Raw genomic sequence first — 26,358 nt, 5'->3', positions numbered from 1 at the left:
TCTTCATGAGTTCTCCTTGGTCTGTCGAGGGTAGAGAACTCACCTGCCGATCGGCTACATGATTCGTCTCAGGTCACCCTTTCTGATCGACGACATGAACAGCAACTGCAGCATGGTCGACCCCATCGTTCTTACGCGTGAGCTTCGCCAGCGCAACGATCCGTGTGAGCAGGGTGAACACCCGACGGAATTCAGCTCTGAAGCGAAGCAAAGTATCGTCGTGCCACGTCTCGATACTCCGTCCGCCCAGGAGGCTTGCTAGCGAATCAATCCATTTCGTCGAATCGCGGCTCCCGTCCAAGCTTCGCTGGATGAACGCTTTGAGAGCATAATCCACGAGTTCTTCCTGAGCCTTTTCCGCCAAGGTGATGACGTGCGGACGGACTGCCTGGACATCGCGCACGCCCACTTCTTCAGCCATGACGCTCAGTATGTCGTTGCGCAAAACGTCCATGCGGGCGCTGCACGCTTTGAGGAAGCCGCGCAACGACCCACGAAGGACTTCCAGCTTGACCTTAGACTTGGCGTTGATTGGCTCCGCCTTTTTCGTTACTTCCAGCGCCAGCGGCAGCGCGACGGTCAGCAACTCGACTGGATCCCCTGCTTTGCCCATTAGTGCCAGAGCAGCGCGATACCTGGGATCGAGGCGGGTCGTATTGAGCGTATGCTCGGAAAGCGACAGATACCACTGATACAAATAGCGCGTCAGCTCGCCTACGGTGGGTTCGATGTCCTGCTTGCCCAGGTGTTCGGCGAGCACCTCGCGATAGACGTCCAGCGCCATGGCCATCGCCGATTTCGAGTTGACCATGTGCAACTCGAAAGACTCGGGGCGTTTCACCAATCTTGCCAGATGGCTTTCTTCTATTTGCGTCAAATAGGTACCGCGCTCTCGCAAGATCAGATCCCGGCGGTTCACGCGCAGGAACATTCCGATCAGCAACAGCGTGACGCTCTCGCGCATTCCGAATGGTGCGGCGGAGAACCTGCGGATCACCTCGTCCACTGAGATCAGTCCTTGCTCATACAGCATCTCCTGCAGCGAAATCCAGACCGGATACCACTGGCTTCCCTCGTCAGGCTCACGGAATGCCCACGCCCCTTGTCCCGGAGCATGGAGCCCGGGTTCCTTGAGCACCGACAGATAGATCGCCTTTTCCGGGGGCGTCATCTCGATGCCCAGGTCTTCCACCTCAGCGTGGGTGAACATACGTTCGAGCAGGCGCTGGCGGGCTGCGGCGGCGGCCGTCGACACGGCTGAGCGATTGATCAGTTCGTTTCGGACCACCGGGGCCTGCCCGTATAGCTCATCAAAAATCTCCGAAAGGTGACGATTGAGCGATCGACCATCGGTTATCGGCAGCGATCGCCCTTGATGCCACCAGCTTGCATCCTGGGTGCCTTGGTTCGGCATACGAAGGTCCGCTAGGCGATGGATCAAAGTGGATGTCAGCCGGTGGATCGCCTGCTGGACTTCCGTGCGCGCGTAGGCGTCTACACGGAGTTCCACACACTCGCGCTCAAGTTGCTTCCACGCGAGCAGTTGATCGGCGACCTCTAAGTCGTCCTCGCCGATCCTGCGAAGCACATGCAGCGTCCCCTTCGATGCCGTTTCGCTCAAGGCTGCCAAGCGCTTGACCATCGCCTCCACGTTCTGGTCCGGATAGCACGGAACGACCAGGATCTGCCCGTCTCCTGCGCACGACTGCTGCAGACGCTTGGCCACATCCTCCACGTCGTCCACCAGGACGACATGGGCCGTGCGCAACGTACCCGACTCCAGATAGTGGCGATGCGCGACTATCGGGCGCGCCGCTGGCAAATGGTCGATCAGGCCGCCCAGCCGATTCAATGGCGGTGCGGCCTTCCGGATACGCACCAGTTCGCTGGAAACGTCCACGCTGCTCTGCGGCCACAGGCACAGTTCCTGAGTCGCAGGACGCACGTAGAGCAAGCCCTTCTCCAGCAGCTTGGCGATGGTGCTCAACACCACTCTGTCACCGGTTTCGTCGGCGACGGCGAACGCCACATTCTCCTGCGTGACCGCCATCCCAGGCTGAGGCTCAAGCAGATTCAGCAGTCCGACGATCTTGAGGCACTTCACCTCCAGCTCGTCGTACACCGGTGCCGCGCGCAGCACGTCCTGCAGCAGTGCCCAACGCTTGATGCGCTCCTCCTCAAGTGTGCGCAGTGAGCCTTGGGCCAACAGCCAGTCGCACAGATGGTGGACCCTGTACCAACTCTCAGGGCCGCCGAGGTTTTGGCGTCCGATGAAGTCCTGCAGCGCGAAAGGCTCGGAAGACAACAGGAACGAGAACGTCGAGCGCTCGTTCTGACCGAAGCGCCGGAACAGGGTCATGGCGGCGACCAGGGCCACGGGGTGGAACGGATACAGGGCGGCCTCGCCCGACTTCCCCGATCCGATGTCCAACAAGTCGATCACGCCTAGTTCCTTGGCGCGCCCATACAGCTTGCCTGCGGTTGCCGCAATGCCCGCATATTTATATGCGGCCGCATCTACTTCCATGGCCCGTGCGATGAGCTTGCACGTGCTATCGAATGACTGCGAGAAGGTGATGTCTTCGAAGCGCTCCGCAACTTTGGCCCATTCCATACCCGAGCGCCGGTCGCGTCGACCGCCGACATAATCTTCGAAGCGCTGATGCAGGATGCCGATCATAGCTATCGGGACGCCTTGCGCCTTTCCCCCGCAAGCCTCTGCCAAGGTTTGGAAGAAAGATGCGTCGAGGTCGGTGTCCGTGTCTGCAGCGTATTCCAGCCATCGCCCCATCTCATCGACGATCAGCAACAACCCCTCACTGGCGTTGACACCTGCCCCCATATAAGCTGCAGCGTCACGTAATAGCTGGACTGCAATTTGAGCAGGAGCTTCACGATGGGATCGCGCCTCAACGAATAGGTCTATAGCCTTCAATAGCTGCTTCTGAGCCGAACTACTACGGCGGCGACCTATCAACTCTCGCAATGCGCTGGCCAACGCAATGCTCGCGTCGCTTCTTGTTCCCGTAATGACCAGCAACTCGTAACGTGGCAGCTTTTTTGCTTTCGGCAGCAGTTCCGGCGCCTCTTCATCTAGCAGCTTTCCGGGAAGCGTACGCTTGCTAATAGGTTCGGCAAAAAGAGATGCTAGGAACAGCCCAAAAGCGGATTTTCCACCTCCGTAGCCACCCGTGATACGCCATGCGCGTTGGGACGATGCCACTTGCAGTCCACTACACAGCCGTTCCAATGCTTGGCGCGCCGTGTCGGTCAGCAGGTATCCATTTAGCGCTTCACGATCACCCAAGTCACGCCCGATGTTCACGGCGCGGACATAACGACCGCGGATCGACAGTGCGTCCTTAATCAGCGGGATAGATGATTTCTTCATACGTAGCCGATCCTGGCTTTCGCCATGGCAATGTCCGTCGCCTTGAGCACGACAGCACGCCGTTCAGCGCTGTCCGACACCTCAATGAGGTCCGGGTGCTTCTGCCCGACTTCCGTAAGTGTCCGCCACAGTGTTATTTCGTCCAGACGCAACGTCAACCCCGGGCTGGCGAAGTCCGTTAACAGCGCACGCAGTGTCAGCGTGCGATCGCGAAGCGCGCGCAGTTGCCAATAGTCGAAAAGGATTTTGAGGAAGGTGTCTGTGGAAAGATGCCGCCATGGGCCGCGCGCGAACTCGACCAACTCGTCTCGATTCCCTGCTGGATTGATCCGAATCAGGCCCAGTTCTTGCAAGGGACAAGCCAGTGCTTCTTCGACCGACTGGTTCGTTGCCTCCAAGGGGGTCGCGTAACAGCTCAGGAAGATATCGACGTGCTGGCGGATAGTGTTGGTTGATAACCGCTTCTCCAACTCCGCAGCTCGCCGCTCGACTTTCTGGATCAGAAAGCGGCGCAGAATCTCGCGCTCTGGCGTTTCGAAGAACGCTACTTCCCATGCAGCTAGGTGCGCCGTCGAAACCAAGCGCCAGTGCAACAGCCAGAGGCTGCCCACGTCCTCCAGATAGGGATCGGCGCCTCTGGCTCCATCCAGCAGCCAGTGGGCGAACGGGGTGGCTACTGGAGTCTGGCGCGGCAGGTCCTCCATCAAGCCAAACGCTTGAGCCCAGAATCGTACCGCTTTGACCATGTTACGACCGATCCCCAGACCCACCATGACCTCTTCGTCATGATGCACCGCATCAGGTTTCTCGACGAGGAACTTGTAAAATTTTGGTAGCCAGCCATAGCGACAGGCAAACGACTCATGTCCTGAGAATCGTTCGCCCGAGGGACGTCCATGCGAAAGAGCTTGAATAGAGTCAAGCATTTGATTTGAAAGGTTTTTTTGCGACCTTGGGCTAGTCTTCAAGTGAGCCCGTGTCAAGCCGGGGCCCCAGTATCGCCCTGTCCTCCTCGTGGGTCAATGAAGCCGCTCACGAGGAGGAATCAGTCCCGCAACTCAGCCACCACCTGCGCCAGCCGTTCCACTGCAGCGTCAATGTCCGCTTCGGACGTCATCCTACCCAGCCCGAATCGCACCGACTGTGATGCTTGCTCCGGCGACAGCCCAAGCGCCAGCAGAACTGATGACGGCGTCAGCGCGCCTGAGCTGCATGCCGAACCTGTCGAAATAGCGACATCCGGCATGGCTAGCAGAAGGCTGTCAGCGTCAACATGGTCGATGCGTACGTTGAGATTGCCTTCGATACGGTGCTCTCTGCTGCCATTGAGGTGGATGCCCCCTACAGCATCCTGCAGGCCGGCCCACAGTCGATCCCGCAGATTCGCAAGTTGAGCACGCTCGATTGCTGCCTCTTCCTGCATCAATGCTGCTGCTATCCCGAAACCTACGACCAGTGGCACCGGAATGGTGCCGCCGCGGAGGCCGCCTTGCTGTCCTCCGCCGATGACCAGAGGGCGAAGTCGCTTGCGCGCCGACTCACGGGCATAAAGGGCGCCGATCCCTTTCGGGCCATATATTTTGTGAGCCGAGAAACTCATCAGGTCGACGTGGTCGCATACGACATCAATGTCAATCTTTCCGTAAGCCTGCGCGGCATCTGTATGGAACAGTATGTCGTGCGAACGACATAAGCGCCCCAGCTCTTCGAGCGGTTGGATGACCCCGATTTCGCTATTGACCGCCATGATCGACATCAGCACGGTGGAAGGCCTTATGGCCGCCTTCGCGACCTCAGGATCTACCCGTCCTTCAGCATCAATGGGTAGCAAGGTCACCGCGTGCCCTTCCCTCTCTAAAGCGGACAATATGCCCAGTACACTCTTGTGCTCAGCCACACAACTTATGAAGTGAACCTTCTTGCGCTCTGGGATCAATCCACGCAGCGCAAGGTTGTTTGCTTCAGTAGCTCCAGAGGTGAAGATCACGTCCGAAGCAGCAGCGCCGATCACGGCCGAGACTCTTGCTGCCCCTTCGTCGATCGCGTGTTGTGCTTGCATCCCGAAACTGTGCTCCGTCGAATGCGGGTTTCCAAATTTCTGCGTGAAATATGGAAGCATCGCATCCATCACCCGGTCATCTACCGGCGTAGTCGACTGATAATCAAGGAAAATCATGGTCTTCAAGCTCATTACGCTTTGCGTCTCTTCCAGCGGACGAACGTGTCTTGGGAGAGGGCGCAGTGCATTACTTGCTGCGCACAGTGCTCTCCGATTCAAACTGCACAGCGCTTTTTTGTATCGCTGCCCGATACTACTGGAGCCCCCAATCGCTGGGAATGCTGTAACGCCCGCGCTGATCGGATGAAACCATGACTCGATAGACCTTGTTGGCCTTCGGATACTTGTTTCGCGCGAACGCATCGACCGGCTTCTCCAGCGCGACGCCAGCAAGCCGGATCAACGTCTCACGGTCAATAGAGACGCCATCCAGCTTCCAGAGGACCCGCATGATCGCAGCTTGGGAAGGGGTCAGGGCAATCGGCGTGTCCTCGCCCTGCAAGGTCACCTCCCGGAAGTCGTGCGAGAACGGGCCGTGTCGGCGCTGGGTGGCCAACAGGGCAGCGGGTGCCTGGACGCCTGCCCACACGGCGTCGTCGGCCACGAGGCCGCGGGCACGCAGGTGGAACGCGGCGGGGAGCGGGATGAAGGTGGCCGGCACACCCGGCAGGAAGACTCGGTCCGGTAGCGAGGTCGTCACGATCACGGCCTGCGTCTCGCCGACGTGGGTTGGCCAAGCGTCCAGCAGTGCCCGCAGCACAGCGGTCCCTGTCAGCTGCTGCCCGAAGAGGACCCGCTTGCGCGCGCCAGCACGGCCCAGATCGCCCAGGTACCAGAGACGGCCGGGCAGGATCTTTCGGGGCGGTTCGCCGGGGAGTCCCAGCGCCTGGGCAATGCGACGGCGCAGCCAATCGTGGTCGGGGGCGAGCCGCTGAAGGTCTTCGGCGGCCAGCGGGACTTGGCCACAGGCGCGGCAGAGCCCGGCACCGACCTGGATCACGCGCACGCTGTTCGCCTCACACTGCGGGCAGATGATGGCCCGCGCGCGGACGCGCACCAGCGCACCAGCTTTGTGCAGGCGGTCGAGTCGCTTACGAGTTGCCTCCTCGGCCATCGCGGGCGCAATGGAGGTTCGCCCCTGCTCGATGCAGGCGGCCAACAGTTCCAGCAAGGTCATGACGCATCACAGAGAAGTCGGGAACGGCCCGGAGTGCGGGCTGGGTTGGAGACGCCACTGGTTCAACCAGGATTCGAGGCGCGAACGGGTCCGTGCGTCGAAGGCTTCGAGATTGCCGCCCCCGCGCCGTTTTAAGGTCAGCGTGACGGATCGACCAAGCGGCTGACCGGGCTCAGGGTAGAGTTCGATGCCGAGCGTCGCCGCGACGACGCGGAAGCGGTCCTGCTGCATGGGGTTCTCGATCGGCATCCACGCGCTGAGCAGATCCAGCACGCTGAGGCTTGGATCGCAGGCCGGCGCGCGCACAGCGATCTCCCCGCCCGTGGTTTCGTCGAGCAGGGTCGCCTCGCACAGGCGGACGCTGTTCACCACGAGATCGTCCGGCGCGGCGAGCGGCGCACGAACGCGCTCCAGCGACAGGGGTTCGCGAACCTTGGGACGCAGTCCGCGCAACCGGAGCGCAGCATCGAACAGCTCGCGGTGTCGCAGGTACATCCACAGCGCGCACTGGGCCGGGGCATCGGCCAGATGGAGCGGGTTGACGCGACCAGGCGCGCGCTTGGACACGGTGCGCAGAGCCACAAGACCTTCGGAATCGGCCAGCAGGGCGACATCACGTAGGCTGGCCACGACGGCATCGCGGATCGGTTCCGGCGAGAGTTCGATCGCGATGACGATCCGCAGTTTCTCGTAGACATTGCCGTCCGACGCATCGTCGACGGCGTGCAGCGTCAAGCCGCACTGCGCCAGGAAGTCGAAGAAGACTTCATCCGGCGGTAGTTTCAGGAGCAAATCCAAATGCATGACTGGGCTGGACACGTTCTGTCTCCAGCGCAAACCTCGACCCGACATCGACGATCCCCTTCGCCGACAAAGCGCACCGCAGATCCACGCTTGTTTTACGATTCTTTAACTTGATGACGGGATTTTATGAGCGTCGTCACGTTTGTCAATCAAAATAATTGCTGCTACGTGGTTCGCTCCTTGCAATAGCAACGCGATACGCGCTGCGGAACACATCGCACTTCGCGGGCGCGTTGGATCGTAAGTCGGCTACGCATTGACGCCAAAAAACCGCTCTCCCGAGACCACACGTAATTCGTTGATCTCAGAGGAATTCCGAAAACCATCCTGTGGACTTGACAATCTGGAAGTCCACAGGGCCGGAGAAAGAGAGGGAGAATTTGGCGAATTTTTCGCCAAACAGGGGCGAGAGGCGAGGGACCGAAGTCCACAGCCAAAACGCGAAAACCCCGCAATTTGCGGGGTTTTCGGAATACGGCAGAGAGGGTTTGCCGTCGTGTATTGGTCGGGGTAGCCGGATTCGAACCGACGACCACCAGTCCCCCAGACTGGTGCGCTACCAGGCTGCGCTATACCCCGGGTAGGTCGCGCATTGTACCCGCCGGGGCCGGGATCGGCCAGCCTGCGGGACGAATGCGCTGCGGCGCGTCAGCGCTTGAGCAGTTGCAGCACTTCTTCCAGTTCCATCCGCACCTGGCGGATGACCTGGGAGGACATGGCCGATTCCTGCTTCGCGCCCTCGCCGTCCAGCCGGAGGCGGGCACCGCCGATGGTGTAGCCCTGTTCGTACAGCAGGCTGCGGATCTGGCGGACCATCAGCACGTCGTGGCGCTGGTAGTAGCGGCGGTTGCCGCGGCGCTTCACCGGCTTGAGGCTGGGGAATTCGGTCTCCCAGTAGCGGAGCACGTGCGGCTTGACGTCGCACAGCTCGCTGACTTCGCCGATGGTGAAGTACCGCTTCGCCGGGATCGGCGGGAGTTCGCGGTTGCTGCCGGGATCAAGCATCGACGCCTCCGCTGTAGGCCTCGACGCGTTCCTTCAGCTTCTGGCCCGGGCGGAACGTCACCACGGTGCGCGCGGAGATCGGGATCTCCTCGCCGGTCTTGGGGTTGCGGCCGGGGCGCTGGTTCTTGCGGCGCAGGTCGAAATTGCCGAACCCGGACAGCTTGACCTGGCGCCCCTGTTCCAGGGCTTCGCGGAGGACGTCGAAGAAGGCGTCCACGAATTCCTTGGCTTCGCGCTTGTTCAGTCCGACTTCGTCGAACAGACGCTCCGCCATTTCCGCCTTGGTCAATGCCATTCGTTTCCCCCGGAACGAGCCCTGATCAGTTCACGCGACGGCCGTCTGGAGCCGGCCGGCGCATGACCTCATGCGCGGATTTCCGCCCCGTGTTCCCCCCGCAGTGCGGCCACCACGGCGGTCACCGCCGCGTCGACCTCGCTGTCGGTGAGAGTGCGTGATTCCTCTTGGAGAATCAAGCCCATAGCAAGGCTCTTGCATCCCGTTTCGACCCCCTTCCCGACGTACCGGTCGAACAGCCGGAGCGCGCGCAGGGAGGGGCCCGCGGCACGCTCGGCGGTGGCCCGCAGGGCGTCCCAGGACACCGTTTCCGGAACGACGAACGCGAGGTCCCGGCGGACGGACGGATAGCGGCTGACCCCGGCGGCCCGCGGGATCGTGCGCTGCAGCAGGGGCCCTAATTCGACTTCACAAGCCAAAATCCGGTGGTCAACACCTAAAGCCTTTTGTAACCGGGGATGGAGTTCACAAATCCAGCCAATGTGAATGCCATCACGGAAAACATCAGCCGAACGCCCAGGATGCCCCCAAGAAAAGCTAGCCGGGCGATAGGTGAGAACGGCTCTGGCCGCAGCGGCCAAGCTTTCGAGGTCGCCTTTAACATCCTCGAAGCGGACTTCCCAAGCGGTGCCGGTCTGCCAATGCTCTGCATGAGCATTACCGCAAGCGACCAATGCAAGTCGGCGGGTCTCGCACGGGGCCTCGCCGTCGATGCCGAGGGCGAAGGTCTTGCCGATCTCGAACAGCCGGATCCGCGTCTGCTGGCGGGCGGCGTTGCGGGCCAGCGCGGCGGTCAGGCCGGGCAGCAGGCGGGTGCGCATCACGCCCAGTTCGGCGCTGAGCGGGTTGGCCAGCGCCACGGCGCCATCGACGGCCTGCCAGGTCGCCAGCAGGTCGGCGTCGACGAAGGCGTAGTTGATGGCTTCGAGATAGTCGCGGGCGACGAGCTGGCGGCGGACGGTCGCTTCGTCGAGCACCGTCTCGCTGCCGGCCGCGATGCGCGTGGCGCCGCCGGGCAGCGTGGTCGGGATGGCGTCGTAGCCGTGGATGCGGGCGACTTCCTCGACGAGGTCTTCCTCGATCGCGAGGTCGAAGCGGCGGGTCGGCACGTCCACGGTCCAGCCGTCGGCGGTCGCGGTCACGCCCAGGCCCAGCGCGCGCAGGATGCGTTCGACCTCGGCGTCGGCCACGGTCGTGCCGAGCACGCGCGCGAGCCGCGCGCGACGCAGGCCGACGACCTGCGGCTTCGGCATGTCGGCCTCGCGCACCACGTCGATGACCGGACCGGGCACGCCGCCGGCGACGTCGAGGATGAGCTTCGTCGCGTATTCGACCGCAATCCGCGGCAGTTCGGGATCGACGCCGCGCTCGAAACGATGGCCGGCGTCGGTGTGCATCCCGAGCTTGCGGCTGCGGCCGATGATCGCCGACGGAATCCAGTGCGCGGCTTCGAGGAACACGCTGCGGGTGGCGTCGGTCACGCGCGTGTCGTGCCCGCCCATGATCCCGCCCAGCGCGACCGCGCGCGCGGCGCGGCCGCCGGTGCTGTCGGAGACGACCAGGAAATCCTCGTCGAGCGCGACGGTGCGGCCGTCGAGCAGCTTGGTTTCCTCGCCGGCGCGCGCGGGTCGCACGACGACCGGCGCCTGCAGCGTGTCCTTGTCGAACGCGTGCATCGGCTGGCCGAGTTCCAGCATCACGTACTGGGTCACGTCGACGAGGAAGCTGATCGGGCGCACGCCGCTGCGGCGCAGGCGTTCGGCCATCCACAGCGGCGTCTTCGCGGTGGCGTCGACGCCGTCGATCACGCGACCGGCGAAACGCGGCACCTTCGCGCCGGCATCGAGTTCGACCGCGAGCACGACGTCGCTGGCGGCGGGCACGGGCTCGGCGGCGAGCGGTTCGACCGCGCTGCCCAGCGCGGCGGCGACGTCGAACGCGATGCCGCGCACGCCGAAGCAGTCGGCGCGATTCGGCGTGAGCTTGAGTTCGATCGCGGCGTCCGGCAGGCCGAGGTACTCGCCCAGCGGCGTGCCGATCGGCGCGTCGTCGGGCAGTTCCAGCAGGCCGGAGGCGTCGGCGTCGATACCCAGTTCCTTCGCCGAGCAGAGCATGCCGTTGGATGCGACGCCGCGCAGTTTCGCGGCCTTGATCGTCAGCGCGCCGACGGTGGTGCCGATCGTGGCGAGCGGCGCGACCAGGCCCGGGCGCGCGTTCGGCGCGCCGCAGACGATCTGCAACCGTTCACCCTGCCCCGCATCGACCTGGCAGACCTGCAGGCGATCGGCTTCCGGATGCTTCGCGCACTCGACGATGCGCGCGACGACCACGCCGTCGAGCGCGGCGCCGAGCACCGTCAGTTCCTCGACTTCCAGGCCGATCGCGGTCAGCGTCGCGGCGAGCGTCTCGCGCGAGGCGTCGGTCTTCACGTGTTGCCGCAGCCAGTTTTCGGAGAATTTCATGCGTTGAAACCCTTGTTTCGCCGGAGGGTGAGCCCTGGCCCACCGTCATGATCTTTCGGATACATCGACATCGATCGGCATCGTTTCGCCGTGTGAGCGACGCGAACGGAACCGCCGCGATGGCGGGCCAGGGGCCCGCCCTATGCCTGCGTCACGCGAACTGGCGCAGGAACCGCACGTCGTTCTCGAAGAAGTCGCGCAGGTCGTTCACGCCGTAGCGCAGCATGGTGAAGCGCTCCACGCCGAGGCCGAACGCGAAGCCGGTGTAGCGCTCCGGATCGATGCCGACGTTGCGCAGCACGTTCGGATGGACCATGCCGCAGCCCAGCACTTCGAGCCAGCGCGTCGAACCGTCCGGCTGCTGCCAGGCGATGTCGACTTCGGCCGAGGGTTCGGTGAAGGGGAAGTAGCTCGGACGGAAGCGCATCTCGAAGTCGCGCTCGAAGAACGCGCGCACGAATTCGGCGAGCGTGCCCTTGAGGTCGGCGAAGCTCGCGCGCTCGTCGACCAGCAGGCCTTCGACCTGGTGGAACATCGGCGTGTGCGTCTGGTCGCTGTCGCTGCGATAGACCTTGCCGGCGGCGATCATGCGCAGCGGCGGCTGGTTGCCGAGCATGTAGCGCACCTGGCAGCCCGACGTGTGCGTGCGCAGCAGGCGCGCGACGCCGCGGCCGTCGGGCGGGAAATAGAACGTGTCGTGCATCGCCCGCGCCGGATGGTGCGGCGGGAAGTTCAGCGCCTCGAAGTTGTGCCAGTCGTCCTCGATCTCGGGACCGTCGGCCATTTCGTAGCCGAGGCGGCCGAAAATCTCGGCGATGCGCTCCAGCGTGCGCGACACCGGATGCAGGCCGCCGCGATCGGCGTCGCGGCCCGGCAGAGTGACGTCGATGGTTTCGCCGGCGAGACGCGCGTCGAGCGCCGCGTCATCGAGCGCGAGCTTGCGCGCCGACAGCGCGTCGCCGAGGGCGTCGCGCGCACGGTTGATGGCCTCGCCCGCCGCCTTGCGCTGGTCCGCGGGCAGCGCGCCCAGCGACTTCAGCTGCGCGGTGATGCTGCCGTTCTTGCCCAGCAGCGCGACGCGCAGGGCTTCCAGCGCGTCCGGGCTGTCGGCGGCGGCGATGTCCGCCAGGGCCTGTGTCGAAAGCTGTTCGATATCGCTCATGTCCGACTCGTTGCTGCTGCCTGCGCCCCAAAACGAACATGGGGAAGGACTTGCGCCCTTCCCCATGCATGATTCGATGTCTTCGCACCGAGCCTGCACCGGGAAGTGAGGCTCGGGGAGGAAACCTTATGCCGCGAGCGCGCTCTTCGCCTTTTCAGCCAGCGCGGTAAAGCCCTTCGCGTCGTGCACGGCGATGTCGGCCAGCACCTTGCGGTCGAGGGTGATACCGGCCTTGAGCAGGCCGTTGATGAAGCGGCTGTAGGTGATGCCGTTGCTGCGGGCGGCCGCGTTGATGCGGGCGATCCACAGGGTGCGGAAATTGCGCTTCTTCTGCTTGCGGCCGATGTAGGCGTACTGCAGCGCCTTCGTGACCGCCTGCTTGGCGACGCGGAAGACCTTGCGGCGGGCGTTGTAGTAGCCCTTGGCCTGCTTCAGGATTTTCTTGTGGCGACGACGCGCCGTCACACCACGTTTGACTCGAGCCATGGTTCAGTCCTCCTCAGAGATACGGCAGCATGCGGTCCAGACGGCCCGCGTCCTCGGCACGAACGTGGTTCGTCTGCCGCAGGTTGCGCTTCCGCTTGGTCGCTTTCTTGGTGAGGATGTGGCTCTTGTTGGCGTGGCCGCACTTGTACTTGCCGGAAGCGGTCTTCCGGAAGCGCTTGGCCGCCGCCCGATTGGTCTTGATCTTGGGCATTGGAAAGTCCTGGGGTCGTATCGAGTACTGGCGTGGGCGGTGGCCGAGGCCACGCTTTCCGTCCTGCCCTGCCGGTGGAAAGCCCTTGATCGGGAAAGGAATTCCGGATCGCGGGCGGGTCCTGGGGTATTTCGGGGTCTTGCTTCGGATGGTGCGTGCAACATCCCGGCGAACCGGGCCGGCCATTATGCCCGCCCGGGGATTGCCATGCAAATCAAACGGTTCCGGCCTCCCGCGGGCGAGGCGTGCGGACGGCCTCAGCGGGCGCGTGGCGCGGCGTCCGCCTCGCGGGCGGGCGCGACGTCGACCGGAGCCCGGCCCGCATCGGCCGCCTGCGGCGCGGCCAGCGCCTGCGCGCTGCTTTCGGACAGCGGCGTGCGCACGGCCTGGAGGACATCGACGTTGACCTGCCGGTGCGCGGGCGAGGCCGGATCGCCTTCGACCGCGAACGCGCGCCGGCCGCCGTCGCCGAACGCGACGTGGTCGACCTGCGACAGCCCGGCCTTGTGCGCCTCGGCGGCCAGCGCGCCGGCCAGCCGCTCGTTGGCGCCGGAGACCTCGGTCGCGGGCAACCGGTCCAGCGCCTGCCGGTACAGCGCGCTGCCCGGGTGTTGCGGGTCGGCGAGCGTGGCCGTGCGCTCGGTGGTCGAACGGTCGTAATCCTTGCCGTAGACCTTTTCCTGCGCGGCGATCACCGCATCGATCATGTGCATGTCGATGCCGTGCTTCACCGATTTCACCGGATTGAGCTTCTGCCAGAAGCTCTGCGGGTCGGTATCGGGCAGTTCGATCTTGTGCCCGACGGCATCCGGCATCAGGTGGTTGAGGATCGGCGTGCGCTCCTGCAGCCCGGTCAGGATGTCGTGGTCGACGGCATAGCGCCGGATCAGGCCCTTCCCGGCCTCGGCCTTGACCGCGTCGGCGTCGAGGCCGATGCGCTCGAGGGTGCGGTCGTGCACGCCGGCCGCGTTGTAGGTCACCGCCGGGATGTCGGCGGCGATGGACGCCGCGGCGGCGAGGCCGCCGCCCAGCGAGTGGCCGGTGATGACCACGTCCTCGCCGTAGGCCACCTTCGCCTGGCGGGCCAGCGCGATGGCCTGGTTGTACTGGGCGGTCTCGAAGCCGAGGCCCTGCCCGAAGTTGGTGGTCCAGTCCTTGGCCTCGTCGGTGCCGCTGTAGGCGAGGACGCGGTGGCCCTGGTCGTCGCCGTAGATCACCGCGTAGAAGCCGCTGCTGGTGTTGCGCAGCATCGCCGGATCGATGCCGGAGGCGCGCAGTTCGTCGGCCCCGAGCGGTTTCCAGCGGCCGACGCCGTCGGGATGGCCGTTGCCGTCGTAGTCGTAGACGTCGCGCATCAGCCGCGCGAGGGTCAGGTCGATCGGCTGCGGCGTGCGCCCTTCGACGCCGTCGGCGAAGGAACCGCCCGACGAGCCCGTCGGAGCGGCGGAAGACGCGTCGGGACTGCGGGCCATGGCGGGACCTGTGCCGGGCGGTCAGCGACCGCCGCGTGCGGGGGCCGCCTGGTCCTGGCCCTGCTCCGCCACCTGCTGCGGGGCGCCCGGGGCCGGCTGCGCCTGCGTGGCGGCCAGCGCCTGCGACTGGCGGCTGCTTTCGGCCAGCGGGACCTGCTGCGCCGCCTGCATGTCGACCTGCACGTAACGCTGGGTCTCGGGCTGCTGCCCCTGCACCGCGAAGATCCGGTTGCCGTTGCTGACGACCTGGTCGGGCGAGATGCCGTTGCGCTGGGCTTCGAGCGTCAGCGCACCGGCGACGTTCTGCGCCTCGCGCAGGCCGAGGCCGCGGGCCTCGAACTGCGGCTGCACCTGGTCGTAGATGCGCTGGTACTGGGCGTGCTGCGGGTGGTCCGGGCTGGACAGCAGGCCGGTGGCGCCGGCGCCGTGGCCGAAGGCCTGCTCCTGCGAGCGGATCACCACGTCCATGCCGTGGTTGTGGATGCTGTGCGGCACCGTCTTGAACGGATTGATCTTCGAGAAGCCGGTCAGCGGCTCGGGATCCGGCAGTTCCACCTTGTTGCCGATGGCGTCGGGCATCAGGTAGCGGGTCGCGAGGTTGCGTTCCTGCAGGCCGGTGAGGATCTCGTGGTCGACGGCGTAGCGGCGGATGCCGCCGGCCTCGGCCTGTGCGCGCGCGGCGTCGGGATCGATGCCCACGCGCTCCAGCGTCTTGTCCTTCACGCCGGCGGCGTTGAAGGTGACGGCCGGAGTGTCGGCGGTGATCGCACCGACCGCGGCGAGGCCGCCGCCCAGCGAATGGCCGGTGATGACCAGTTCCTCGCCGAACGCGACCTTGGCCTGGCGCGACAGCGCGATGGCCTGGTTGTACTGCGCGGTCTCGAAGCCGAGGCCCTGGCCGAGGTTGGTCGCCCAGTCCTTGCCCTGGTCGGTGCCGCGGAAGGCCAGCGCATAGCGGCCCTGCCCGTCGGTGTAGATGTCGGCGTCGAAGCCGCTGGAGCTGTTGTGGCGCAGCGCCGGGTCGATGCCGACCTGCCGGAACTGGTCGTCGGTCAGCGGGTGCCAGCCCTGCACTTCACCGCGCTGGCGGTTGTCGGAGCCGTAGACGTCCTGCGCCATGTGCGCCAGGGTCAGGTCGATGTCGCGCGGCGCCGGGCCGCGGACCTCTTCGGCGAACGACGGCCGGACGTGGACCTCGTGGGTCAACGGGTCGACGGACTGGCGGGCGCCGCCCTGGGGCTGGGGATCGAGACGCTGCGGGTCGAACTGTGCATTCATCCTGGCCTCCGGAGGCGACCGCAGCGCGGCCGACAGGGGGTGATGGATCGGACGGGTGGATTACGGCGGCGGAACGCGGTCAGCGCGACGCTTCGATCGCGATGTCGTGTGCCTTCAGCCACGCCTCGACCGCCTCGCGCTGGCGACGGGTCTCGGCGTTGAGCAGGGCGGCACGGGTCATGAACAGGTAGCGCTGGAAGGTGACGCCCTGCGCGTTGCGGGCCATCGGGTCGGCGCCGGCCTCGAGCAGTTCGAGCGCGCGCGCCGGCTCGTTGATCTGGCCGGCGACGTGCAGCGGCGTGTTGCCCATGCGGTCGGGCATGTCCGGGTCGGCGCCGGCGGCCAGCAGCGCGTGGAACTGCTCGGCGCGCTCGCCCATCAGGGCCGAACGCAGCGGGCCGGCGCCGGTGGTGCCGTTGGCGACGTTGGGATTGACGCCGCGGGCCAGCAGTTCGGCGAGGTAGGCCGGATCGTTGGCCATCGCCGCCATGTGGATGACGGTGTCGCCGTCCATGCCCGGCTGGAGCGGGTCGGCGCCGGCGTCGAGCAGCACCTTCAGGCTGTCCAGGCGCTTGTTGAGCAGCGCCCATTGCAGCAGGGTGACGTTCTTGTCGCCGCGGACGGACAGATCGGCGCCGGTCGCGAGCGACCGGATGCGGCCGTCATCGCCGTCGGCGATGGCTTCCGCCAGCTGGATCGTGCGCGGATCGGCGAAGATCGCGGCGGGGTTCACGGAACGGGTTTCTGCTGCGGACATCGGGTTCTCCGTTGCACGGCCGACCCCGGCCATGCAGAGGGCCAGTATAAGCGAGACGGTGAGGGTGCTGATTCGGGTCATCGGGCGGGGGGCGATTCGGGGGGATTGGGGGCGGTCAGGGCAAGGCGATCAGGACAGGTGCGGGCCTTCCTTGTGGGGGCCGTCCACGCGGGACGGGGCCTGCTCGTGCCGGAACAGCGCCATCGACTCCTGGCTGCTCTCCCGCAGGGGCTTGTTCCGGGCCTCGGCGACGGTGACGCTCGGATGGAGCGCACTGTCGGAAGCGGGATCCCCCTGCATCGCGAACACGCGGTTGCCATCCCGCGAGGCGACGACACGATCGATGCCGTCGAACCCGGCCTTCTGCGCGGAGACGGTCAGCGCCCCGGCGATCCGGGCGGCATCGCGTCCGGAATGCCCGAGGTCCTGCACTCCGGTCAGCGCCTGCTCGTACATCGCATGGCCGGGATGCGCGGGTTTGGACAGCATCGGCTGGGCCTCGCCCACCTGCACGCCCGTGCCCAGGCGCGAGGCCAGGCTCGACGATGCGTGCAACTGCGGCTCCTGCAGCAACTGCCGCCAGGTCTGGTCGAACCGGCCATGCATCGGGAACATCGGCGTCGAGCCGAAGCCGAACATCGCCGGCCCGGTGCGGGCGTCGTGCGACTGCGTCGGCACGTCCACGCCCAGCGTCTTCACCTGGTCGAGGTACGGCAGCACGCCGGGGCGCATCAGGTGCCGCGTGACGCTGCCCAGGCTTTCGTCCGGCACGAGATCGATCCGGCTGCCCAGCGGCACCGGGGTCTTGATCGTGTGCGACTGCGGCCCGTCCGGCGTCTCGAACCTGAGGTTGAATTCGCGGCCCTGCAGCGTGTCGTTGACGACTTCGCCCTTGGTCACGACGCTGGTGATGTACTTCGACGCCCACGGGTGCGCGCGCTCCGGATCCAGGCCGTAACGCCGCAGCGTGTCGTCGTGGATGCCGGCGGCATTGAACGTCATCGCCGGCGCACCGGTCACGACGCTCGCCAGTTCGGCTTCGCCGCCGCCCTTGGAATGCCCGGTGAAAGCCAGCTTCTCCTTGCCGAACGCGGTCTCGCACTGCTTGGCCAGCGACACCGCGTCGTTGTGCTGCTGCGTTTCCAGGCCGAGGCCCTGCATCGCGTTGGTCTTCCAGTCCTGGAAGGACTGCTTCACGCCCGTCACTTCCAGCGCGTATTCCTTGCCCCGCTGCGAACGGTAGAAGTCATCGAGGAAGTCGTCGGGGTTGTTGAAGCCGCTGAACTCGCGCTCGACCACCTTCGCGCTGGGATTGTCGGTGCCGCGGAAGGACACGACGCTGCGGCCGTGATCGTCGCGGTACACGTCGGCATGCATGCCGCTGGGCGTGTGCAGCGCTTCGGGATCGATGCCGCTCTTGCGCAGTTGCTCCGGGGTCTGCAGCTTGAATCCGCCGATCTCGGTCTGCCGGTCGGGCCGGTCGTAGACGTTGTCGGACATCTGCGCGAGCGTCGAGGCCGGGATCGGCTCGCGCTCGCGCGGCGGCTCGACCTGCGGCCGGAACACGGGGAACTGCCGCCGCATGAACGTCGAGAAAAAGCCTCCGCTGCTCGGCTGTGACTGCCCGTCATGGGGTTCCATCGCGGCGCTCCTTGTGCGTCCTGGGTCGGTCGTTGATGCGGTGAAAAGGGATCGGGACGATCAGGCCTGCGCGGCCTCGAGCGGGATGGCGTGCGCCTGCAGCCAGTCGAGCACGCGCTCCCAGGCCGCGCTGGTGGGCGCGTCCAGCAGATCGAGACGGGTGGTGAACAGATAGTGCTGGAAGGTGACGCCCTGCGCGTTGCGGCGCGCGGCATCGGCGCCGTCCGCCAGCAGGTCCAGCACGCGCGCGGGCTCGTTGACGAGCGCCGCGACGTGCAGCGGGGTGTTGCCCATGCGGTCGGCGAGATTCGGATCCGCGCCCGCCACCAGCAGCATGCGGAACTGCGCCTGGCGGTCGCCGATCAGTGCCGAACGCAGCACGCCGGCGCCGGTGGTCGCGTTGCGCAGGTCGGGGCTGGCGCCGCGGCGGAGCAGTTCGGAGAGATAGGCCGGCTCGTCCGCCATCGCCGCCAGATGCAGCACGGTGTCGCCGTCCATGCCCGGCTGGGCGGGATCGGCGCCGGCATCGAGCAGTTCGCGCAGGGCCGGCAGGTTGCGGTTGAACACCGCCCATTGCAGCAGGGTCACGTCGCGGTCGCCCCGGACCGACAGATCCGCGCCCCGGGCCAGTTCGCGGACGCGTGCGGCATCGCCATCGACCACGGCGCCCGCCAGTTCGGCGGTCCGGGGATCGGGAAAGATCGTGCTGACGGGCACGCCGAACGCGACGGTCTCTGACATCGGCCTCTCCACATCCCTGACGATCGAAGCCCGATCATAGCGAATCCGCCCGTCGGGAAGTGCGCAGGCGGAAGGGCTCCGGGCGCCGTCGTGCACGATGCGGGCGGCGGCGGCCGCATGCGACGAGGGGCGCCGAAGCGCCCCTCCGCGAACCGTGGATCAGCGGGCGCGCGCGGCACCCGCGGAACGGATCATTTCTTCTTCGGCGCGATCATCATGACCATCTGCCGGCCTTCGAGGCGCGGGCGCGATTCGACCACGATGTCGTCGCCGAGGTCGGCCTCGATCCGCTGCGCCATCTCGCGACCGAGCTCCATGTGGCTCATCTCGCGGCCGCGGAAGCGGATGTTGACCTTGATCTTGTCGCCGTCGACCAGGAATTCGCGCATCTTGCGCAGCTTGATCTGGTAGTCGCCCTCGTCCGTGACCGGACGGAACTTCACTTCCTTGATCTCGACCTGCTTGGTCTTCTTCTTGGCCTCGTTGGCTTTCTTCTGCAGTTCGAACTTGAACTTGCCGAAGTCCATGATCTTGCAGACCGGCGGATCCGCGTTGGGCTGGATCTCGACGAGGTCGAGCCCTTCCTCTTCGGCCTTGGCGAGCGCTTCGTCGCGCGACAGCACGCCGATCATCTCGCCGTCGCTGCCGATGACGCGCACGCGCGGCACGCGGATCTCGTGGTTCTTGCGGTTCTGCTTGTCCTGGGGGGTACTGATGGGGCTATCTCCGAAAGGGAAAGGACCGGCCGGCAGGCACGCCGACCGGAACCCGGGTCACGCCGAGGCGGGATCCTGCGCGAGTCGTGCGACGAACTCGGCGACGCTCATGCTGCCAAGATCTTCCCCCGAACGCGACCGGACCGCCACAAGGCCGTTTTCCTTCTCGCGATCCCCGACCACGAGCAGGTACGGCACCCGCTGCAGCGTGTGCTCGCGAATCTTAAAGCCGATTTTTTCGTTCCGCAAATCGGCCGCCACACGGAAACCTTGATTCATAAGGGATTTCCGCACGCCCTCGACGTAGTCCGCCTGGGCATCCGTGATGTTCATCACGACCGCCTGGATCGGCGCCAGCCAGGCCGGCAGCTGGCCGGCGTGGTGCTCGATCAGGATGCCGATGAACCGCTCCATGGACCCAACGATGGCGCGGTGCAGCATGACCGGGTGGCGGCGCTGGCTGTGTTCGTCGATGTAGGTCGCCCCGAGGCGGCCCGGCATCATGAAGTCGACCTGCATCGTGCCCAGCTGCCAGGTGCGGCCGATGGCGTCCTGCAGGTGGTACTCGATCTTCGGACCGTAGAAGGCGCCCTCGCCCGGCAGTTCCTGCCACTCGACCCCGGCCGCCCGCAGCGCGGCGCGCAGGGCGTCCTCGGCCTTGTCCCAGGTGGCGTCGTCGCCGAGGCGGGACTCCGGGCGCAGCGCGATCTTGATCTGGACGTTCCCTTCAGAAGCCGCGGTGAAGCCGAAGTGGCCGTAGACCTGCAGCGCCTGCTCGTGGAAGGCGCGGACCTCGGCCTCGATCTGGTCCTCGGTGCAGAAGATGTGGCCGTCGTCCTGGGTGAAGCCGCGCACGCGCAGGATGCCGTGCAGCGCGCCGGAGGGCTCGTTGCGGTGGCAGGCGCCGAATTCGCCGTAGCGGATCGGCAGGTCGCGGTAGCTGTGCAGGCCCTGGTTGAACACCTGCACGTGGCCCGGGCAGTTCATCGGCTTCAGCGCATAGGTGCGCTTCTCCGACTCGGTGAAGAACATGTTGTCCTGGTAGTTGTCCCAGTGGCCGGACTTCTGCCACAGCGACACGTCGAGGATCTGCGGGCAGCGCACTTCCTGGTAGCCGCTGTCGCGGTAGACCTTGCGCATGAACTGCTCGACGACCTGCCAGATCGCCCAGCCCTTCGGATGCCAGAAGATCAGGCCCGGGCCCTCTTCCTGCAGGTGGAACAGGTCCTGCGCCTTGCCGATGCGGCGGTGGTCGCGCTTCTCGGCTTCCTCCAGCTGCGTGAGGTAGGCCTTGAGGTCCTTGTCGTTGAGCCACGCCGTGCCGTAGATGCGGCTGAGCATCTGGTTGTTCGAATCGCCGCGCCAGTAGGCGCCGGCGACCTTCATCAGCTTGAACGCGCGCAGCTTGTCGGTGCCGGGCACGTGCGGGCCGCGGCAGAGGTCGGTGAACTCGCCCTGCGTGTACAGCGAGAGGTCCTCGTTCGCCGGGATGCTCTCGATGATCTCGGCCTTGTAGGCCTCGCCGAGGCCCTTGAAGTAGGCGACCGCGTCGTCGCGCGACTTCACGCTGCGGCTGACCGGATGCGCTTCCTTCACGATCTTCTGCATCTCCGCCTCGATCGCCGGCAGGTCTTCCGGCGTGAACGGGCGCTCGTAGGCGAAGTCGTAGTAGAAGCCGTTGTCGATCACCGGGCCGATGGTGACCTGCGCGCCGGGGAACAGGCGCTGCACGGCCTGGGCCAGCAGGTGCGCGGTGGAGTGGCGCAGGATCTCCAGCGCCTCGGGCGACTTGTCGGTGACGATGGCCAGCTCGGCATCGCGGTCGATGCGGAAGCTGGTGTCGACGAGCTTGCCGTCGACCTTGCCGGCCAGCGCGGCCTTGGCGAGGCCGGCACCGATCGAGGCGGCGACCTCGGCGACGGAAACGGGATGTTCGAATTCGCGGCGGCTGCCGTCGGGGAGCGTGATGGCGATCATGGGGGTTCGGGAATCTGGCGTGCGGCAGGCCCGTCGGACGGTGCTGCGGGCGTGGGGCAGAGGTGAGTGCGGCGGGAGACAAGCGCAAAAAAAGCGCCCCGGAGGCGCTGTCGCGATGACGCGGGCCTCGGGCGTTCGATCAGGGGCGGCGGAAAGTCCTCATGTCGCACGCTCGACGGCGGTTTCCCGGCGTCACCTTGTCCCGGAAGAATGCGGAGGCCGAAACCATAGGTCGGCCTCCGGTCAAAGTCAACGCGGAGCCGCAGGGCCCCGCGCCGGCACGCCGCCCGTCAGCGCGCCTCCACCAGCGCGGGCACGTCGGCTTCGACGCGACGCGGCAGGCGGGCCAGCGGCAGCAGCACGGAGGCCGCGATGTGGCCGTGGGCCACCCGGAACCGGCCGCGGATGCTCTGGTGGCCGATGGGCGCGGCGCCGGGGACCAGCACGTAGGCGACGAAACCGTCGTCGCCCTCGAACAGCACCTCGACCTGGTGGAAGTCCAGGAACACCCGGGCGGTCGGATAGATCGCCTTGTAGACCGCTTCCTTGATGCAGAAGACCAGGCGGCCGCCCACCGGGCGCAGGTCCGGCGGCAGCTGGTCCAGGCGCTCGCGCTCGGCGGCGTTGGTGATCATCGGCAGCAGCCGCGGCTCCAGCGGCAGGGCCGGCTCCACGTCCAGCCCCAGGCCGTCGTACGCATCGGCCGGGGCCACGGCGACCGCGCAGAGGCTGTTGCAGTGGGTGATCGAACCGATGATGCCCGTCGGCCAGCGCGGCACACGGTCGGCATCGGGCAGCAGCGGGCCGGCGGGCACCCGGGCCTCGGCCAGCACGGACCGGGCCAGCAGGCGACCGGCGGCGAATTCGCGCCGGCGCTTGTCGACCGCACGGCCGATCAGCGCCTGCTCCTCGGGCGGCAGCGCGTCCGGATCGGCCGCGGCCGGCGGCATTTCCGCCAGCCGGACCGGGGGCGGGAGCAGAGGGCGAAACAGCGATGGTCCTTCCATGGGCCGCATGTCGAGAGTCCTTTCAGTGTCGCAACATCCACCAGAGTCCGGTGCCGAAGGCTACCGTCACGCACGCCGCGATCCCCCCCAGTATCCGGTTCTGGGTCCGGGCGCGCGCCAAGGCTTCACCATACGGCATCGTAGTGTGGGACACCATCGTGTAGATCGGCAACCAGGTCCGGGGCATCAGCCGGTTGAGCAGCACGTCCAGGCGTTTGCGGGCCACGAACCAGGGCGAACCCACCTTCTGGCGCAGTTCGATGAAGTTGGCCTTCGACAGTTCCATCAGCACGTCGGTGTGGGGCCGGCGGGCCTGCTCGTAGGCGGCGAAGGCGGCGGCCCGGTCGCCCGGATGGGCCTTCAGCGCCGACAGCAGGGCCGAGCAGTCCTCGAACGCCGAGTTCATGCCCTGCCCGTAGAACGGGTAGACCGCATGGACGGCGTCACCGACAAGCACCATCCAGCTCTCGAAACGCCAGGGCGCGGTCTTGGTGGTCAACAGCGCGCCGACCGGCCGCCGCTGCCACTGCTCGACCAGCCCCGGCAGCATCGGCAGCAGGTCGGGGAAGTATTTGCGGAACAGCGCCTGGATCTCGTCCGGGGTCTGCGTGGTCTCGAAGCTGTCCGGCCCCTCGTGCGGCAGGAACAGCGTGAGCGTGTGCGAGCCGTCGCGGTTGGGGTGCGACACGAACAGGCCGTGCGAGCGCGGCCACACGTGCAGCGCGGTCTGGTCGATCACCGACTGGCCGTCCGGGCCGGCCGCCAGGCTCAGCTCCTTGTAGCCCCACTCCAGGTATTCCTGGTGGTAGTCGGCGCGCATCCCGCGCTGCATCTCCGGGCGGCAGCGCGAGAACGCGCCGTCGGCGCAGATCACCCACTCCGGGCGCACCACGTCGGTGATGCCGTCGTGCTCGATGTGCAGTTCGCGCTCGCCCTTGTCGATGCCGACCAGCCGATGCTCGAAATGCAGCTTCACGTGCGGATGCGCTTCGGCGCGATCCAGCAGCAGCCGGATCAGTTCGCTGCGGTCGATCGAATACAGCACTTCGCCGCGGTTCTTGCCGTAGGGCTGGAACCGCGTGCTGCCGTCGGGCGCATGGATCACACGGCCGCGCATCACCACCGTCAGCGGCATGACCACGTCGATCAGGCCGACCTCGGTCAGCGCCTGGATGCCGCGCTTGGACAGGCCCAGGTTGATCGAGCGGCCGCCCTCGGCGCCCTCGACGCGCGGGTCGTCGCGGCGCTCGTAGACGTCGACGCGATGGCCGCGCTCGGCCAGCGCCAGCGCCAGCAGCGAACCGGCCAGGCCGCCGCCGACGATCGCGACGTGCGAATCCGTCGCGGGAATCTGCATCGCATTCATCGTGCGGCCTCCGTGCGCAGTTCGAGTTCGGCCTGCACCAGCGCGTCCACCGCCTGGTCGAAATAGTTGCGGCGGATCGTCGCGCCCAGGCGGCGCAGGTAGGAGCGCAGGTAGGCGTTGCGCACCTGCGGCGTGTCCAGCTCGCGCTTGAGGAACGGCAGGTCCGATTCCACCATCTGCCGCATCACCAGCATCGGCATCGGGCTGCGCAGCGGCCGGAAATCCGGATTGCGCAGGCCCGGGGTGTCGTTGCGGGCGTGGAATTCGCCCAGCATCAGCCCGACGTCGACGAACGCCGGCTTCAGCCGCGCCTGCATGGCGTCGATCAGCGGCGCGGCGGTCTCGTCCAGGCCGGTGAACACGGCCATGAAGACCTTGTTGATCGCCATCGGGCCTTCGCGCGGCTCGGTCTCCAGGAACAGCTGGCGACACTGCTCGATGATGTCGTGGATCCGCTGCGGATCGGGTTCGGTGTCGGGGATCTCGATCAGCCAGATCGTGTCCAGTTCCAGCGCCATCGGCGTGAACGGACAGACCGGACCGGCGCGGCCCACGTCGGGGTGCGGGCGCGCGAGGAAACTCCGCACCCAGGCCACCGAGGCGGCCAGCGGCGAATCCGGCGCGCTCGCGGCTTCCACCTCGGAAGCGCGGCGCAGGACGAATCCTGCCCCGGGATCGGCCGCGGGCACGGACTTGGCGGCGTGCGGGCACACGGCCTCGGGCGTGACCGCCCGCGCTGCCATGGTCTGATCACTTGCGTTCATGGGTGTGTTCCTGTGTCTGTCCTGAGATGCCGACGCCCGCGCGACCGGGCCGATGCCCGTCGCAGCGACTCCGCGCCTGCACGCGTCCCGCAACCGCCGCTCCACTGTTCCTGTTCCCGTTCTCATTGCCCGCTTCTCCTCGCGCATGCGGCCCCGCCGCATCGCGTCGCGATGGGTCGCGCCCTCCGGGCGCGGACACCACCGCTCCTCCGGCCGTTCAGGCCGCCACCGGAGACTCCGCATCCGGCAATTCCTCTTCCACCCGCCTCACGGGACGCAAGGCGTAGCCGAGAGCGGCCAACATCGCCATCGCCAGGCCCAGCACGATGAACAACAGCCCCAGCCCGCGGCCTTCGCCGACGCCGATCACGCGCCCCACGCTGCCGGCCAGCGCACCGCCCGGCCGCATCGCGGGTTCGAACACGTATTGCGCCAGCGGACCCGCCAGCAGGTAGCCCAGCGGCAAGGCGGCCTCGCTGGTCATGCGCACGATGGACATGCAGCGTCCCAGCAACTGCGACGGCACCTTGGTCTGCCACAGCGCGAAGCCGGCGGACTGCGCCGGCGGCATGGTCAGGAACATCACGAACCCGGCCACCACCAGCAGCGTGAACGACGGCGCGAAGCCGTGCGCGAACAGCGCCAGACCTGCAAGGAACGAAAAACCGAGCAGGCCGTTGACCTTGCGCTTCGGTCCGCCCCAGGCGGTGATCAGCAGGCCGCCGATGATCAGCCCGCTGCAGGCCAGCGACATCTGCAGGCCGAGCAGCGCCTTGTCGCCGTGCACCACGCCCAGCACCAGCGGCGTGATCGCGACGCTCGCGATCGCGAACAGGAAGCTGTCCGCGGTACCGACCACGAGCAGCCCGAGCAGGCCCTTGCGTTCGGCGATGTAGCGCCAGCCGTCGCGGGCCTCGCGCAGCAGGTCCGGCGCCTCGGCGTCGTCGCGCGCGGGGCGCGGAATGCGCGCCAGCGCGATGCACAGGGCACCCGCGACGAAACTCGCCGCGTCCACGGCGAGCACGCCGACCAGACCGGTGAACTTCATCAGCACGCCCGCCAGCGCCGGCCCGCCGACCAGCGACACGCCCTGCCCGGTCTGGATCAGCCCGTTGAGCCGCACCAACTGGTCGCGGTCCGCCAGCAGCGGCACGCTGGCGGCGTACGCCGGCTGCAGGAAGGCGTTGGTGATCGCCGACAGGCCGACGCCGAGGTAGATCACCGGCAGCGAGAGCTGATCGGTGGCGGCCAGCAGTGCGAGGCCGCCGATCAGCGCGGCCGACGCCAGTTCGCAGGCGATCATCACCCGGCGCCGGTCCCAGCGATCCACCAGCGCGCCGGCGACGGGCGACAGCAGCAGCGCCGGGATCGCCATCGCCACGAACACCATCGCGAACTGCGTGGTCGACTTCGTGGTGTCGTAGACCCACACCGCCAGCGCGAAGCTGGTCAGGCGCGAGCCCACGCCCGACACCAGCTGGCCGAACCAGATCAGCAGGAAATCGCGCAGCCCGGTGGACCGGACGGCGGCGGCCGGCGACACGGACGCGCTCATGCGCCCTGCCCGCGCGCAGGCGGCGCGCCGCA

General features: G+C 66.6%; 22 protein-coding genes and 1 tRNA gene. All 23 read right to left on the bottom strand.

Annotated elements, in window-relative coordinates; genetic code table 11:
* Nucleotides 1-73 precede the first annotated feature (73 nt).
* The 23 genes from ACT53Q_RS16810 to ACT53Q_RS16700 all read right to left on the bottom strand — a co-directional run bounded on the left by ACT53Q_RS16810 (nucleotide 74) and on the right by ACT53Q_RS16700 (nucleotide 26,326).
* Nucleotides 74-3,391, bottom strand: a complete 3,318-nt coding sequence (locus ACT53Q_RS16810; RefSeq protein ID WP_476187796.1) for a hypothetical protein — start codon at nucleotides 3,389-3,391, stop codon at nucleotides 74-76.
* Complete coding sequence (locus ACT53Q_RS16805) at nucleotides 3,388-4,317, bottom strand: DUF4007 family protein (protein WP_476187795.1); 930 nt, start codon at nucleotides 4,315-4,317, stop codon at nucleotides 3,388-3,390. The genes ACT53Q_RS16810 and ACT53Q_RS16805 overlap by 4 nt, the downstream gene beginning before the upstream one ends.
* A 119-nt stretch (nucleotides 4,318-4,436) precedes the next feature.
* Nucleotides 4,437-5,582, bottom strand: a complete 1,146-nt coding sequence (locus ACT53Q_RS16800) for a cysteine desulfurase family protein (protein ID WP_476187794.1) — start codon at nucleotides 5,580-5,582, stop codon at nucleotides 4,437-4,439.
* Nucleotides 5,583-5,703: 121 nt separating this feature from the next.
* Nucleotides 5,704-6,627, bottom strand: a complete 924-nt coding sequence (locus tag ACT53Q_RS16795; protein ID WP_476187793.1) for a hypothetical protein — start codon at nucleotides 6,625-6,627, stop codon at nucleotides 5,704-5,706.
* 6 nt (nucleotides 6,628-6,633) lie between these two features.
* Nucleotides 6,634-7,446, bottom strand: coding sequence for a hypothetical protein (locus tag ACT53Q_RS16790; RefSeq protein ID WP_476187792.1), 813 nt, complete (start codon nucleotides 7,444-7,446; stop codon nucleotides 6,634-6,636).
* Between the two features lie 487 nt (nucleotides 7,447-7,933).
* Nucleotides 7,934-8,010, bottom strand: a tRNA-Pro gene (locus ACT53Q_RS16785).
* A 69-nt stretch (nucleotides 8,011-8,079) separates the two neighbouring features.
* A complete protein-coding gene (locus ACT53Q_RS16780) occupies nucleotides 8,080-8,436 on the bottom strand; it encodes a MerR family transcriptional regulator (protein ID WP_476170096.1) in 357 nt (118 codons plus the stop codon).
* Nucleotides 8,429-8,731, bottom strand: a complete 303-nt coding sequence (locus tag ACT53Q_RS16775) for an integration host factor subunit alpha (protein ID WP_476170097.1) — start codon at nucleotides 8,729-8,731, stop codon at nucleotides 8,429-8,431. The genes ACT53Q_RS16780 and ACT53Q_RS16775 overlap by 8 nt, the downstream gene beginning before the upstream one ends.
* A gap of 68 nt (nucleotides 8,732-8,799) precedes the next feature.
* The gene (gene pheT / locus ACT53Q_RS16770) at nucleotides 8,800-11,193 is read right to left on the bottom strand and encodes a phenylalanine--tRNA ligase subunit beta (RefSeq protein WP_476187791.1); all 2,394 of its coding nucleotides are present in this window, start codon (nucleotides 11,191-11,193) and stop codon (nucleotides 8,800-8,802) included.
* Nucleotides 11,194-11,344: 151 nt separating this feature from the next.
* Nucleotides 11,345-12,355, bottom strand: coding sequence for a phenylalanine--tRNA ligase subunit alpha (pheS, locus tag ACT53Q_RS16765; protein ID WP_476187790.1), 1,011 nt, complete (start codon nucleotides 12,353-12,355; stop codon nucleotides 11,345-11,347).
* A 126-nt stretch (nucleotides 12,356-12,481) separates the two neighbouring features.
* Nucleotides 12,482-12,841, bottom strand: coding sequence for a 50S ribosomal protein L20 (gene rplT / locus ACT53Q_RS16760; RefSeq protein ID WP_476187789.1), 360 nt, complete (start codon nucleotides 12,839-12,841; stop codon nucleotides 12,482-12,484).
* A gap of 13 nt (nucleotides 12,842-12,854) precedes the next feature.
* On the bottom strand, nucleotides 12,855-13,052 hold the full coding sequence (rpmI, locus tag ACT53Q_RS16755) for a 50S ribosomal protein L35 (RefSeq protein WP_027083463.1): 198 nt from the start codon (nucleotides 13,050-13,052) through the stop codon (nucleotides 12,855-12,857).
* Between the two features lie 257 nt (nucleotides 13,053-13,309).
* On the bottom strand, nucleotides 13,310-14,524 hold the full coding sequence (locus ACT53Q_RS16750) for a Tle-like phospholipase domain-containing protein (protein ID WP_476187788.1): 1,215 nt from the start codon (nucleotides 14,522-14,524) through the stop codon (nucleotides 13,310-13,312).
* A 21-nt stretch (nucleotides 14,525-14,545) separates the two neighbouring features.
* Nucleotides 14,546-15,802, bottom strand: a complete 1,257-nt coding sequence (locus tag ACT53Q_RS16745) for a Tle-like phospholipase domain-containing protein (RefSeq protein ID WP_476187787.1) — start codon at nucleotides 15,800-15,802, stop codon at nucleotides 14,546-14,548.
* A gap of 79 nt (nucleotides 15,803-15,881) precedes the next feature.
* A complete protein-coding gene (locus ACT53Q_RS16740; protein ID WP_476187786.1) occupies nucleotides 15,882-16,559 on the bottom strand; it encodes an ankyrin repeat domain-containing protein in 678 nt (225 codons plus the stop codon).
* Nucleotides 16,560-16,688: 129 nt separating this feature from the next.
* Nucleotides 16,689-18,200 (bottom strand): Tle-like phospholipase domain-containing protein, encoded by a 1,512-nt coding sequence (locus ACT53Q_RS16735; RefSeq protein WP_476187785.1) that lies wholly within the window; start codon nucleotides 18,198-18,200, stop codon nucleotides 16,689-16,691.
* 60 nt (nucleotides 18,201-18,260) lie between these two features.
* Nucleotides 18,261-18,941, bottom strand: coding sequence for an ankyrin repeat domain-containing protein (locus tag ACT53Q_RS16730; protein WP_476187784.1), 681 nt, complete (start codon nucleotides 18,939-18,941; stop codon nucleotides 18,261-18,263).
* A 191-nt stretch (nucleotides 18,942-19,132) separates the two neighbouring features.
* Nucleotides 19,133-19,657 carry a translation initiation factor IF-3 gene (gene infC / locus ACT53Q_RS16725; RefSeq protein WP_476187806.1) on the bottom strand — a complete coding sequence of 175 codons (525 nt, stop codon included), beginning with the start codon at nucleotides 19,655-19,657 and terminating at the stop codon, nucleotides 19,133-19,135.
* A gap of 57 nt (nucleotides 19,658-19,714) precedes the next feature.
* Nucleotides 19,715-21,634: a threonine--tRNA ligase gene (gene thrS / locus ACT53Q_RS16720; protein WP_476187783.1), complete on the bottom strand. Its 1,920-nt coding sequence runs from the start codon at nucleotides 21,632-21,634 to the stop codon at nucleotides 19,715-19,717.
* 290 nt (nucleotides 21,635-21,924) lie between these two features.
* Entirely contained in the window at nucleotides 21,925-22,584 is a 660-nt protein-coding gene (locus ACT53Q_RS16715; protein ID WP_476187782.1) for a 4'-phosphopantetheinyl transferase family protein, read from the bottom strand.
* A gap of 79 nt (nucleotides 22,585-22,663) precedes the next feature.
* Nucleotides 22,664-24,007 (bottom strand): FAD-dependent oxidoreductase, encoded by a 1,344-nt coding sequence (locus ACT53Q_RS16710; RefSeq protein WP_476187781.1) that lies wholly within the window; start codon nucleotides 24,005-24,007, stop codon nucleotides 22,664-22,666.
* Nucleotides 24,004-24,771 (bottom strand): DUF6875 domain-containing protein, encoded by a 768-nt coding sequence (locus tag ACT53Q_RS16705; protein WP_476187780.1) that lies wholly within the window; start codon nucleotides 24,769-24,771, stop codon nucleotides 24,004-24,006. The genes ACT53Q_RS16710 and ACT53Q_RS16705 overlap by 4 nt, the downstream gene beginning before the upstream one ends.
* Nucleotides 24,772-24,988: 217 nt before the next feature.
* Nucleotides 24,989-26,326 carry an MFS transporter gene (locus ACT53Q_RS16700; protein WP_476187779.1) on the bottom strand — a complete coding sequence of 446 codons (1,338 nt, stop codon included), beginning with the start codon at nucleotides 26,324-26,326 and terminating at the stop codon, nucleotides 24,989-24,991.
* Nucleotides 26,327-26,358 lie beyond the last annotated feature (32 nt).

The organism is Lysobacter sp. DMC97 (genome assembly GCF_056313745.1).
Note: the sequence above shows the minus strand (reverse complement) of the source record. Positions and strands in the feature narration are given on the sequence as shown.